Raw genomic sequence first — 13098 nt, 5'->3', positions numbered from 1 at the left:
GGACGAAACGCGCCGCGGCAAGATCGCCACCGGCAGGTCGACGCTTGCGGCCGGCTTGCCGACAGGATGGCACACGATGTCGGTGTGCGAGGGCCGTTGACTGTTCCGTCGGGAAGGCGAGGAGTTTGAAGACCGTCGCGGGTTGTGCCGGCTATGGGCGTCAGGACGTCGAGGGGACGCGCGGCAGGCCGGCGCCGGCTGCATGGTCGATGACGTAGAGCCAGCGCCCGTCCCGCTGTCGGCGCACGAGTTCGGCAGAGCTGCCGGAGACGATGATCGTTCCAGTGGCATCGACAATCTCCCAATCGGCACGCAGTAGGGCGAGGTCGCCCTGCACGACGCAGAAATTGTTCTTCGATGTCATCGTGCCGGGCATCTGCAGCAGTTGCCGCAATTCGCCGGCAATCGCGTCCAGCCCGATCAGGTCCCTGTCGCTGCTGTCGATGCGGAGGACGGCGGCGGGCTCGTAGAAGGCGAGCAGCGTGCCTACGCTGCGGCTGTTGAAGGCGTGGGCGAAGGCTTCGTTCATCTGGCGCGGGTCGGTGACGGTCATGACGGCTCCTTGCTGGTCGAGCCATGAGTAACCACGTCCGATCGAAGCTAACCAAACGGGAAGGACTGCGCGCATGGCAGCCGGAGCGGCGATGACGAGAGTGCCCCTCGACCGGCCGGCGCGGCGTCGGCCCGTCGAATGTCCGGTGGAGGCGTGGCTCGCCTTTCTCGGTCACCGATGGAATGCGCTGGTTCTCTGGCACCTGCAGGGAGGCGCGAAGCGGCACGGTGAGCTGGCAGCGCTCCTGCCGGGCATTGCGCCAAAGGTGCTGTCGGAGCGGCTGAGCGGCCTGGAGGAGCGCCGCCTGATTCGACGTTCGCCAGTCGCTACCTTCCCGCGCGGCGTGACCTATGCGCTGTCACCTGCAGGCAAGGAACTGGTCTCTATTCTCGACCGGCTTGAAATGTGGTCGCGCCGGAACGATCAGTCCGAGAGCCGGTCGTAGACGACGCCGCCGATCAGGTTCTCTTCATAGAGCTTCACGAGGTCGATGCCGCCGGCCGGGCGAGCGACGACGAGGCCGGCGACGGCGCGCTGCAAGCGCGCTTCCTGGTCGCGCCGCAGCTTCTCGGCCTCCTCGACGGTGACGGCGGCGAAGTGGACGGCCTGGCCCGGCAGCAGACGGCCGAGCCGCGGCAGGTCGACCGAGGCCACGGTGGCGATCTTGGGATAGCCGCCGACGGTCTGACGGTCGGCCAGCAACACGATCGGCAGGCCGGCGCCCGGCACCTGGATCGCCCCGGGGCCGATGCCGTCGGAGATGATGTCGGCGCCGCCCTTGTCGACGGCGACGGCATGCTCGATCACCGGACCTTCGAAGCGGATGCCCATGCGGTCCGCTTCCTTGGAAACGCGATACTCGGCTTCGACGAAGATCCGCCGGCCGGCCTCGGAGAAATAATCTTCCTGCGGACCCCACACCACACGGATCGGGCCGCTGCCGTAGTCGAAGGCCTGTCCAAGCTTGCGCTCGTCGCCGCCCGGTGCAGTCTCGCGGGCGAGCGGCAAGGCGTCGCCGGCCGCGAGCTTGCGACCCTCGAAACCGCCGATGCCGGCGCGCGAATAGGTCGAGAGGCTGCCCATGAAAGGCGGCAATGCGAAGCCGCCGGCCACCGTGAGATAGGCCGTGCTCGACCCCTCGACCATGCCGACACGCAGGATCTGGCCACGCTTCAGGAGATGGCTGCGATCGCTTTCCAGCGGCTTCGGCGGCGCATCGTGGCCTTCGATCAGAGAGGGCGATAGAGGCCCGAACAGCGCCACGCGCACGCTGTCGGCTTCGACCAGCAGGTCGGGGCCCATGACGCCGATCTCCAGTCCTGCGCTGGAGGCGGGATTGCCGGCCAGGGCATTGGCAAGCGAGAGCCCGATCCGGTCCATGGCACCGGCGGTTGGCATGCCCAGCGCCATGAAGCCTATGCGGCCCAGGTCCTGCAGGGTGTCGAACAGGCCGGCACGCACCACTTTCAGAGCGGCGGTCATTTGCTTTTCACCAAGGTCGACCAGTCGAAGGAGCCGACCTCGACCTCCCGGGCGATCCGATCGTAGGTCTTGCGGTCGATGCGCTGGAAGGAAAGCGAATCGCCCGGCGCCAGGAAGACCGGCTGATCGCGGCGCTTGTCGAACATCCAGAGCGGCGTGCGGCCGATCAGGTGCCAGCCGCCGGGGCTTTCAAAGGGGTAGATCGTGGTCATGTCCATGGCGATGGCCACGGAGGAGCGTGGCACGCGCACGCGCGGCTGCGACCGGCGCGGCAGGAAGAGGGAGGGGTCGAGCCCCGCGACATAGGCCAGCCCGGGCATGAACCCCAGCACATAGACCTTGAAGGGCGAGGCAAGGTGATCGGCAATCACCTGGTCAGGCGTCTTCCTGGTGCGCGCCGCCACCTCCGCGAGGTCGGGCGCAAACTCGGGATCGTCGTAACAGCAGGGGACCGTAACCTGACGGCTCTTCATGCCGGCGGGCAAGCCGCGGGCAACCAGCGCGTCGACCTGTGGCTGCAGCTCGGCGCGCGACGTCGCCAGCGGATCGTAGGTCACCATGAGGGACCGCATGGTCGGCACCGTCTCGACGACCCCGGTGATCTCGCCGGCGTCTCGCGCCTGCACGATGGCGGTATGCAACGCCATCACACGTCCGTTGATCTCCGGAGAGATCTCGTTGCCGAATTCGACAGTGAAGGCGGTGTCACCGCAGGATAAATACCGTACGCTCACATCTGCTAGGATAACGGCTTCGATCTGAGGAGTCTCCCATGGCCGCCACCAACGCCGGACACGTGAACATCAACTCCGACCTCGGCGAGAGCTTCGGTCCCTGGGTGATGGGCAACGACGTCGAAGTCCTGAAAATCGTGAAGTCGGCCAATGTCGCCTGCGGCTTCCACGCCAGCGACCCCACCGTGATGATGGACACGGTGAAGCTCTGCGCCGCCAACGGCGTCTCGGTCGGGGCCCATCCCGGCTTCGCCGACCTGCAAGGGTTCGGGCGGCGGGTGATCAACCTCACGGTCAAGGAGCTGGAGGCGAACATCGCCTACCAGCTGGGCGCGCTGCAGGCGATTTCGGCGCTGCACGGCATGAAGGTCACGCACATCAAGCCGCACGGCATGATGGGCAACATGTCGGCGGAGAGCGCCGAGATGTCGGAGGCCATCGCCCGTGCCACCAAGGCGGTCGACCGCGATCTTATCTTCCTGGCCCAGGCGAATACCGAGCAGGGCAAGGCGGCGCGCAAGCTGGGGCTGCGGGTCGCCGAAGAGGTCTTCGCCGACCGGACCTACACCGACGCCGGCTTCCTGACGCCGCGCAAGGAAGCCAATGCCATGATCAAGGACCCTGCCCAGGCGGTGGCCCATGTCCGCCGCATGGTCGACGAGCAGGCGATCTACTCGACCTCGGGCAAGCGCATCCCCTGCCAGGTCGATTCGATCTGCGTCCATGGCGACGGCCCGACCGCTGTGACGGTCTCGAAAGCCGTCCGCGAGGGTCTGGAGACGGCCGGCATCCGCATCGTGACCCTGCCGGAAATGCCCAGCCTGAGGCATTGAGGACGCGCTTGTCGGGCGCAACCTCGCCGCTATAGTCCGCCCCGACCCAGGGGCGGAGAGCGACAGGAGCGGCGTATGGCGGTGTTCGGCAAGGCTCAGTACATCAAGCGTGTAGAAGACGACCGGTTGCTGACCGGAACCGGTGGTTTCACCGACAATCTCGTCCGTGCGAATCAGGCCCATGTGGTGCTGGTCCGTTCTCCGCATGCCCATGCAAAAATCACCCGGATCGACACCGCCGAGGCCAAGAAGGCGCCGGGCGTGATCGCGGTCTACACTTGGGATGACATGGCCAAGGAAGGCGTGGGTGATTTTTCCTTCCCCGCGATGTTTCCCAATGCCGACGGCAGCAAGCCCGAGATGACGCCGCGCCGGTCACTGGCGCACGAGGTCGTGCGCTATGTCGGCGAAGCGGTGGTGGCGATCGTGGCTGAGACCCATGGCCAGGCGCAGGATGCCGTCGAGCTGGTCGAAATCGACTACGATCCTCTGCCCTCGGTCTCGACCATCGAGGACGCGCTGAAGCCCGGCGCGCCGCAGGTGTGGCAGGGCGCGCCCGGCAACCTGGTCGGCTTCAACCGCTTCGGCGACGCCGCCAAGGCCGACAAAGCCTTCAAGGCGGCGGCGCACGTCATCTCGCTCGATATCATGCACCAGCGGCTGATCGTGAACGCGATGGAGCCGCGCGCCGTCATGGCGGAATGGGAGGGCGATCGCCTGATCGTCCATATTGGCAGCCAGAATCCCTCGGTGACGCGCGACACGCTGGCCGACGTCATCCTCAAAATGCCGAAGGACAAGATCCGCGTGCTGGTGCGCGACATCGGCGGCGGCTTCGGCATGAAGGTCGGCATCCAGCCCGACGAGTCCGTGGCCGTGTGGGCGGCCAAGGTGCTGAAGCGCCCGGTGAAATGGCGGGCCGAGCGCAGCGAGGAGTTCGCGGCGACGACGGCCGGCCGTGACCAGCTCCACAAGGCCTCGCTGGCCCTGGACAAGGATGGCCGCATCCTGGCGCTGCGCATGGAAGCCTTCGCCAATATCGGCGCCTACCCGGCACGCGCCGGCGTGGTGATCCCGCTGTTCGTCGGCCCCAAGGTGACGACCGGCACCTACGACATCCCCGTCGTCGACCTGAAGCTCAACGCCGTGATCACCAACTCGGCGACCATCGGTGCCTATCGCGGCGCCGGCCGGCCCGAGTGCATCCTGAACCTCGAGCGCCTAATGGACACGGCCGCACGCCAGATCGGCATGGATCCGGCCGAGCTGCGGCGGCGCAACTTCGTGAAGCCCTCGCAGATGCCCTACACGACGGCGATGGGCGAGAAGTACGACTCCGGCGATTTCGATCTGTTCCTGACCAAGACGCTGGAAGCCTCCGACTGGAAGGGCTTCGAGGCCCGCAAGGCCGAGGCCGAGAAGCGCGGCAAGCTCTACGGCCGTGGCCTAGCCTCCTACGTCGAATGGACCTCGGCCAACGTCATGAACGAGATGGCGCATTACGAGGTCAAGGAAGACGGCAAGGTCACGATCTGGATGGGCACCCAGGGCATGGGGCAGGGCCTTCAGACCAGCTTCACCCAGCTCGCCTCGGAACTGCTGGGCATCGACCCGTCCCAGATCGAGATCGCCATGGGCGATTCCGACCGCGTCGGCGGCGTCGGCTCGATGGGCTCGCGCTCGGCCTATATCGGCGGCTCGGCCGTGCTGACGGGCAGCGAGAAGCTGGTCGACAAGGGCAAGGAACTGGCGGCCGATGCGCTGGAGGCCGCCACGGCCGACATCGTCTATGCCGCGGGCCGCTTCACCATCGCCGGCACCGACCGCGCCATTGGCCTCGGCGAGCTGGCAGCCCGCCAGCCCGACAAGCGCATCTTCATCGAGAATGTGAACACGGTCGACGGCATCGCCTGGCCGAACGGCGCGCATGTCGGCGAGGTCGAGATCGATCCCGATACCGGCCGGGTCGAGCTGAAGCGCTACACAACGGTCGACGACGTGGGCAAGCCGCTGCACCGTCCGATCGTCTTCGGCCAGATCCACGGCGGCTGCGCCCAGGGCATCGGCCAGGCGCTGCTCGAAGAAAACGTCTACGACCGCGAGACTGGTCAGCTCATCACGGGCTCGTTCATGGACTACGCCATGCCGCGCGCCGACACCTTCCCGACCTTCAGCAACACGCTGGACGACAGTGTGCCGGCCAAGACCAATCCGGTCGGTGCCAAGGGTGTCGGCGAGTCGGGAACTGTGGGTTCGACGCCCACGGTGATGAACGCGATCATGGATGCCCTGTGGCCGCTCGGCGTGCGCAACATCGAGATGCCGGCCAGCCCGCATCGTGTCTGGCAGGCAATTCAGAACGCCAAGAAGTGACTGACGAGAAGCGACTGGCAAGAAGTGACGGGGCGGTAATCTAGAAACCGACGGCAAAAGGATGAAGCAGCGTATCTTTGGTTGGATAACCACCCTCATCGGCATCGTCTTCGCGCTTGCCGTCCTCGAAGTTACGGCAATTGCGTGGCTCTATGTCGAGGACGGCCGTTACACCCCGGCGGCGGAGCTGTTCGAGCGCACGCAGAACACCTACGTGCGCGACGCCACCAAGGGTACGTCCTGTCGCTACGTCGATACGCTGTTTCCCCATCCCTATGTCGGGTTCGTCCACCACGCGAACCCGCCTTGCGGCCAGCCGTGGGTCAACAATGTCGGCCTCTTTGGCCCGGACTATCCTACGGTCAAGCCTACCGACCGCTACGTCGTACTTCTGACCGGCGGCTCGGTGGCCTCGCAGCTCGGGCAGAACGGAAAGCCGCCGGCACCGCGCTATCTCGAAGAAGAGCTGAACAAGAAGTACGTCAGCCCCAACGGCAAGCCGTTCCTGGTGCTGAATGGCGGTGACGGTGCCTGGAAGGAACCGCAGCCCTTCATCTTGTTCTCGCTCTATGCGTCTTCGGTCGATGCCGTGGCCGTGCTGGGCGGCTTCAACGAGCATTACTTCTTCTGGCCTGGTGCCGAGGAGCGTCTGGAGCGCCCGCTCAGCAACTTCATCGACGTCAATCCGTTCGTGGCCGACGAGAATTTCGGCGATGCTGCGATCGGCTGGGTGATGGGCCGCATCGCCGGCTCCCTTGCCCTCAATCCAATCCTCGGTCGTTCGCACGCCGCCTACATGGTCGTGCGCGGCATCGAGCAGGCGGCCAAGGGCAAGGACATCTTCAAGTCGAGCAAGAAGACGACGCTGAACAGCATCTTCCATATGCCCAACGATATTCGGACCAACATTCCGAAGGCTTTCGAGGTTCAGCTCGGCCTGTTCCAGAAGTACTGGCGGGCGACCGAGGCCGTGGCGCGCGACAACAACGTGAAGTCGGCCTTCTTCCTGCAGCCGGCGCCGGCCATCGGCAAGGTGTTGACCGAGGAAGAGAAGCGGGTCGTCGGCGATCTGGGCTATCGTGACATCTATGCCCGGATGACGGCAGGCATGATGACGCTGCGTGAGCGCGGCCTGCCGATCTACAACCTGGCGGATGTGTTCGCCGACCAGAAAGGCACGATCTACGCCGACCATATCCACGTTGTGCGGTCCGAAGATGGCGAAAGCCTCGGCAACCGGATACTCGCAGCGCGGATAGGCGAGTTGCTTGCGGAGACCTGGGGGCTTCAGAAGAAGCCTTGAGCGGCAAGAAAGCCGTGGGAATTATTGTGCAGGTGCGAAGCCGAAGGGGTTACCCATCGGCTCTCCGGAATTTGACGATTGTGAACGTATTTCCATTGATTCTCTAGCACTGCAGCGTTTCACTATCCGATACGGCGCGTAGATAAAAGGCACCCAGTGCCAATAAGCGCCGATTAGGGATGGAGCTGCTCATGGCCGTCACACGTCGGCAATTCATGAAGGTGAGCGCCGCCGGCCTCGCCGCCTCCTCGGTTGGCGCACTTGGTTTCACGGGAGCAGGCGAGGCATTGGCCGCCGGCGTCCGGCCCTTCAAGCTGGAGCGGGCGACCGAAACCCGCAACGCTTGTCCCTACTGCGCCGTGGCCTGCGGTGTCCTGATCTACACGATGGGCGATCGCTCGAAGAACGCACGCTCTGAAATCATTCACATCGAAGGCGACCCGGATCATCCGGTGAATCGCGGCACGCTCTGCCCGCGCGGCGCGGCGGCGCTCGACTTCGTGCGCAGCCCGAACCGTCTCAAATATCCCATGGTGCGCAAGCCGGGCTCGGACAAGTTCGAGCGCATCTCCTGGGATGCCGCGATGGATCGCGTCGCCAAGCTCATGAAGGAAGACCGCGACAAGAACTTCGTCGCCAAGAACCGCGACGGCGTCACGGTCAACCGCTGGCTGACGACCGGCTTCTTCGGCACCTCGTCGCAAAGCAACGAGGCGGGCTACCTCACCTACAAGCTCGTGCGTGCGACGGGGATACTGGGGTTAGAAGACCAGGCCCGAATATGACACGGCCCGACGGTGGCCAGTCTTGGCCCCACATTCGGACGTGGCGCGATGACGAACTCGTGGAACGATATCAAGAACACTGATCTCGTTCTGGTCATGGGCGGCAACGCCGCTGAAGCTCACCCCTGCGGTTTCAAATGGGTGGTCGAGGCCAAGGCCAACAACGGCGCCAAGCTGATCGTGGTCGATCCGCGGTTCACGCGCACGGCGGCAGTGGCCGATGTCTATGCGCCGATCCGCCCCGGGACCGATATCGCTTTCCTGTCGGGTGTGATGCGTTACCTGCTGGGTAACAACAAGATCCAGCAGGAATACACCAAGGCCTATACCAACGCCTCCTATCTCGTGAAGCCGGGCTTCAAGTTCGAGGACGGGCTGTTCTCGGGCTTCGACGCGGACCGCAAGGCCTATGTCGATCGCTCGGGCTGGGACTACGAGTTCGACGAGCAGGGTATGGCCAAGGTCGACGAGACCCTGCAGGACCCGCGTTGCGTCATCAATCTGCTGAAGGCCCATGTCGAGCGCTACACGCCCGAGATGGTCGAGCGCATCTGCGGCACGCCGAAGGACAAGTTCCTGAAGATCTGCGAGATGATCGGTACGACCTCGACGTCCGATCGCACGATGACGTCGATGTATGCGCTGGGCTGGACGCAGCACACGACCGGCGCCCAGAACATCCGGTCGATGGCCATGATCCAGCTCTTGCTGGGCAATATGGGCATGCCGGGCGGCGGCGTGAACGCGTTGCGCGGGCACTCCAACGTGCAGGGCATCACCGACCTGGCACTGCTCTCGACCTCGACGCCGGGCTATCTCGTGCTGCCGACGGAGAAGGAAACGACCTACGCCGACTATATGAAGTCGCGCGTCTTCAAGCCGATCCGGCCGGGGCAGACGAGCTTCTGGCAGAACTACGGGAAGTTCTTCGTCAGCCAGCAGAAGAGCTTCTTCGGCGCGGCGGCAACCAAGGACAACGACTGGGCTTACGACTATCTGCCCAAGTTCGACGTCGGTTACGACACGCTCAAGATCGTCGACATGATGGCGGCGGGCCAGATGACCGGCCTGTTCTGCCAGGGCCTGAACCTGATGATGGCCGCACCGGACAAGACCAAGGTGCAGGCGGGTCTCTCCAAGCTCAAATGGCTGGTCGTCATCGACCCGCTCGAAACCGAGACGGCGCGCTTCTGGGAGAACCACGGCGAGTTCAACAACGTCGACCCCAAGGCGATCCAAACCGAGGTCATCGTCCTGCCGACGACGACCTTCGCCGAAGACGAGGGCAGCGCCACCAATTCCAGCCGCGTGATCATGTGGCACTGGAAGGCGGCGGAAGGACCGGGCGAGGTCCGCAACGACATCGAGATCATGTCCGATCTCTTCCATCGCCTGAAATCGGCATACGCCAAGGACGGCGGAGCGTTTCCCGACCCGATCCTGAATCTCACCTGGAACTATTCCAATCCGCGCAACCCCGATCCGGCGGAGGTGCTGAAGGAGATCAACGGTTACGCCGTCGAGGACGTGCCTGATCCGGCCGATCCCTCGAAGCTCCTGCTGCGCGCCGGCCAGCTCCTGCCGAACTTCGGCGTCATGCGCGACGACGGCAAGACTTCGGGCGGCTGCTGGATCTACACCGGCGTCTATACCGAGGCCGGCAACATGTCGATGCGCCGCGACGCGAGCGATCCGACCGGCAAGGGGGTGTTTTCCAACTGGGGCTTCGCCTGGCCGGCCAATCGCCGCGTTCTCTACAACCGCGCCTCGGCCGACCCCAGCGGCAAGCCGTGGAGCGAGCGCAAGAAATATGTCTGGTGGAACGGCTCGCGCTGGACGGGCCCCGACGTGCCCGACTACGCGCCGACCGTGGCGCCGGACAAGGCGGTCGGCCCGTTCATCATGAACCCAGAAGGCACGGCACGCCTGTTTGCACGCACCGCCATGCCCGACGGACCGTTCCCCGAACACTATGAGCCGATGGATGCCTACATCGCCAATCCGCTGCACCCCAAGGTGACGACCAACCCGGTCGTCCGGGTGTTTGCGGCCGATGCGAAGGCGTTCGGCAAGCCCGACAAGTTCCCGATCGTGGCGACCAGCTACCGCCTCACGGAGCACTTCCACTACTGGACCAAGAACGCCCACGCCAACGCGGTCCTGCAGCCCGAACTGTTCGTCGAGATGGGCGAGCGGCTGGCTGCAGCAAAGGGCGTCAAGGATGGCGACTGGGTCGAGGTCACGAGCCAGCGCGGCTCGATCAAGGCCAAGGCCTGCGTCACCAAGCGGCTGCGGCCGATCATGGTCGACGGCAAACCCTGCGACGTGCTGGGCATCCCGATCCACTACGGGTTCATCGGTCTCACCCGCAAGGCGCATCCCATGAACGTGCTGACGCCGCCGGTCGGTGACGCCAGCGTCCAGACGCCGGAATACAAGGCGTTCCTGGTCGACGTGAAGAAAACCACGCCACCGGCGCAGTCGCCAGCGGTCGCCTAGGCGGAGGAGGGCAGAAAATGGCTACCATGCAATCCCTCGACATCCGCCGCCGCTCTGCGTCGACCGAGGTGCCGCCCCAGGTTCGCCAGTCGGCGATCCATGTCGCCAAGCTGATCGATGTCAGCAAGTGCATCGGCTGCAAGGCCTGTCAGGCTGCCTGCCTGGAGTGGAACGACCTCAAGGCGCCGATCGGCTATACCGACGGCACCTACAACAACCCGACCGATCTGACGCCGACCTCGTGGACCGTGATGCGCTTCGCGGAATACGAGAACGGCGACGATCTCGAATGGCTGATCCGCAAGGACGGCTGCATGCACTGCGACGACCCGGGCTGCCTCAAGGCCTGCCCGGCGCCGGGCGCGATCGTGCAGTACACCAATGGCATCGTCGACTTCGTGTCGGAGAACTGCATCGGCTGCGGCTATTGCGTGAAGGGCTGCCCCTTCAATGTGCCGCGCATCTCGAAGGTCGATCGCAAGGCCTACAAGTGCACGCTCTGCGTCGATCGCGTCTCGGTCGGCCAGGCGCCGGCCTGCGCCAAGGCCTGCCCGACCCAGGCGATCTACTTCGGCTCGAAAGAGGACATGATCGTCCACGCCGAACATCGCATCGTCGACCTGAAGTCGCGCGGCTTCCAGAAGGCCGGCCTCTACAACCCGCCAGGCGTCGGCGGCACGCACGTCATGTATGTGTTGAACCATGCCGACAAGCCGTCTCTCTACTCCGGTCTGCCGGACGATCCCCGGATCAGCCCCATGGTCGGGCTGTGGAAGGGAGTCATGAAGCCGATATCGCTCGCCGCCATCGCTTTCGCGGGTGTCTTCGGCTTCCTGCACTACATCACCAAGGGCCCGAACGAGGTCTCCGACACCGACGAACGCAAGGCCGACGAGATGGCCAAGGGCAAGGGCGCATGAGCGAGGACAAGAACGTTGTCGCCCGCTACACGACGGGCGCCCGCATCAACCACTGGATCACCGCGATCTCGTTGATCCTGCTGGCATTGAGCGGGATGGCGCTGTTCCACCCGTCGCTGTTCTTCCTCACCAACCTGTTCGGCGGTGGGCAGGCAACCCGCGCCATTCATCCCTGGATCGGCGTGGTACTGGCGATCAGTTTCCTCGGCCTGTTCTTCCGCTTCTTCACGCTCAACTTCTGGAAGCGTGAGGATACGGTCTGGATGAAGAACCTCGGCAAGGTGATCAACAACGAGGAAGAGGGGCTTCCCGAACTCGGCAAGTACAATGCTGGCCAGAAGCTCGTCTTCTGGGGCCAGAGCCTCCTGATCCTGCTGCTGTTCGGCAGCGGCATCGTTCTGTGGGACGTCTATTTCGAGGACTACACGACGATCGACCAGAAGCGGCTGGCGGCGGTGGTCCATGCGTTGTGCGCCATCGGCGCCATTCTGATCTGGATCGTCCATGTCTATGCGGCGATCTGGGTGAAGGGTACACTGCGCGCCATGACAAGAGGTTCGGTGACGCGCGGCTGGAGCTGGAAGCATCACCGCAAGTGGTTCCGCCAGGAGGTCAAGAAGTCCTGAGTAAACCTCCGCGTACCCCTACGACAGCCTTCGGTGAAAGCACGCTAGGCGACATTGCCCGAAGCGATCCTGTTCGCCTTCCCGATCTCACGACGGTCTTTGGCCGACGCGCCGAGCGCCTGCGTGCCTTGGCCGAAGGACACGAGCTTGCGGGTTTCCTGCACATGATTGCGGCGCTTGTCGCCGCCCAGGAGGCGGCGCTGCACGACCTGCCGCCCGGCTCCTTGCCGGGCGCGGCCGAGATCGCCAAAGCCAGGCTGGTAGGACGTGCGCCGCTCGATCCGACGCTCTGGACCCGCGATGCGACCTGGCGTGCCGCCCTCTCGCACATCCTCGCAAGGATCGATCGTGCGCTGTTGCCGGAAGCCGCCGAAGCGGCGCGACGGGCGCTCGAAGACGCTTCGGAGGCCGATCTCGAAGCGCTAGCGGGGCGGTTCCTCGACGGCAGCGTACGGTCCCAGGAGGCCGCACAATCGGTGTTCGTTGCGGCAGCCCTGCAGGTCGCCTGGACGCGTATGGCCGCCCTCCTCGACGCGGCCGATCTCGGCGGTACAGAGGAGAGCGACAGCGGCGCCTGTCCAGCCTGTGGCTCGCCGCCCGTGGCGGGAATGATCGCGCCGGGCGGCACCAAGTTCGGGCATCGTCATCTGCACTGCTCGCTCTGCGCAACGGCCTGGCGCTATGTCCGCGTGCGTTGCGTCCATTGCGGCGCCACGGACAAGATTTCCTTTCGCAATCTTGCCGGAACCAGCTTCCTCCGAGCGGAATGCTGTGAAACCTGCCAAGGCTACTCGAAGGTCTTCTACCTGGAGAGCGCGAAGGTTCTGGAGCCCTTTGCCGACGATCTCGGTTCCCTCGGGCTCGACGTGCTGGTGGGCGAAGAGGGATTCGCCCGTGTGCCCAATCCCTTCGTGCTGGGTGTCATGGATACGACCGAGGCGGATTGATCGACGGCCCTTGCTGGGCCATGTTCAATGACGCCGGACGCCC

The 13098-nt window shown here is 64.7% G+C and carries 11 protein-coding genes; 8 read left to right on the top strand and 3 right to left on the bottom strand.

What is annotated here, in order from left to right:
• Positions 1 to 160 precede the first annotated feature (160 nt).
• Positions 161 to 553, bottom strand: a complete 393-nt coding sequence (locus tag BN60_RS16785) for a YybH family protein (RefSeq protein WP_020697264.1) — start codon at positions 551 to 553, stop codon at positions 161 to 163.
• 91 nt (positions 554 to 644) lie between these two features.
• Here BN60_RS16785 and BN60_RS16780 point away from each other — a divergent pair, with 91 nt between their 5' ends.
• The gene (locus BN60_RS16780) at positions 645 to 998 is read left to right on the top strand and encodes a winged helix-turn-helix transcriptional regulator (RefSeq protein ID WP_043285932.1); all 354 of its coding nucleotides are present in this window, start codon (positions 645 to 647) and stop codon (positions 996 to 998) included.
• Here the strand turns inward: BN60_RS16780 and BN60_RS16775 are convergent.
• Both BN60_RS16775 and pxpB read right to left on the bottom strand, forming a co-directional pair.
• Complete coding sequence (locus BN60_RS16775) at positions 977 to 2035, bottom strand: 5-oxoprolinase subunit C family protein (protein ID WP_020697262.1); 1059 nt, start codon at positions 2033 to 2035, stop codon at positions 977 to 979. The two genes, BN60_RS16780 and BN60_RS16775, sit on opposite strands and share 22 nt — an antisense overlap.
• Positions 2032 to 2769, bottom strand: a complete 738-nt coding sequence (pxpB, locus tag BN60_RS16770; RefSeq protein ID WP_020697261.1) for a 5-oxoprolinase subunit PxpB — start codon at positions 2767 to 2769, stop codon at positions 2032 to 2034. Before pxpB ends, BN60_RS16775 begins: the two co-directional genes overlap by 4 nt.
• Positions 2770 to 2807: 38 nt before the next feature.
• Between pxpB and BN60_RS16765 the strand changes: the two genes are divergently transcribed.
• The 7 genes from BN60_RS16765 (at position 2808) to fdhE (ending at position 13055) form a co-directional block, all read left to right on the top strand.
• Positions 2808 to 3602, top strand: a complete 795-nt coding sequence (locus BN60_RS16765; RefSeq protein ID WP_020697260.1) for a LamB/YcsF family protein — start codon at positions 2808 to 2810, stop codon at positions 3600 to 3602.
• A gap of 75 nt (positions 3603 to 3677) precedes the next feature.
• The gene (locus BN60_RS16760; protein ID WP_020697259.1) at positions 3678 to 5975 is read left to right on the top strand and encodes a xanthine dehydrogenase family protein molybdopterin-binding subunit; all 2298 of its coding nucleotides are present in this window, start codon (positions 3678 to 3680) and stop codon (positions 5973 to 5975) included.
• Between the two features lie 61 nt (positions 5976 to 6036).
• The gene (locus tag BN60_RS16755) at positions 6037 to 7278 is read left to right on the top strand and encodes a hypothetical protein (protein ID WP_020697258.1); all 1242 of its coding nucleotides are present in this window, start codon (positions 6037 to 6039) and stop codon (positions 7276 to 7278) included.
• Positions 7279 to 7463: 185 nt separating this feature from the next.
• The gene (fdnG, locus tag BN60_RS16745; RefSeq protein ID WP_215905977.1) at positions 7464 to 10562 is read left to right on the top strand and encodes a formate dehydrogenase-N subunit alpha; all 3099 of its coding nucleotides are present in this window, start codon (positions 7464 to 7466) and stop codon (positions 10560 to 10562) included.
• A 17-nt stretch (positions 10563 to 10579) separates the two neighbouring features.
• Entirely contained in the window at positions 10580 to 11482 is a 903-nt protein-coding gene (fdxH, locus tag BN60_RS16740; RefSeq protein ID WP_020697255.1) for a formate dehydrogenase subunit beta, read from the top strand.
• Complete coding sequence (locus BN60_RS16735; RefSeq protein WP_020697254.1) at positions 11479 to 12108, top strand: formate dehydrogenase subunit gamma; 630 nt, start codon at positions 11479 to 11481, stop codon at positions 12106 to 12108. The genes fdxH and BN60_RS16735 overlap by 4 nt, the downstream gene beginning before the upstream one ends.
• A complete protein-coding gene (gene fdhE, locus BN60_RS16730; protein WP_177324835.1) occupies positions 12078 to 13055 on the top strand; it encodes a formate dehydrogenase accessory protein FdhE in 978 nt (325 codons plus the stop codon). Before BN60_RS16735 ends, fdhE begins: the two co-directional genes overlap by 31 nt.
• Positions 13056 to 13098 lie beyond the last annotated feature (43 nt).

This window comes from Reyranella massiliensis 521 (assembly GCF_000312425.1).
In the GTDB taxonomy this organism is placed as follows: domain Bacteria; phylum Pseudomonadota; class Alphaproteobacteria; order Reyranellales; family Reyranellaceae; genus Reyranella; species Reyranella massiliensis.
This window is presented reverse-complemented; position numbering and strand designations above follow the sequence as displayed.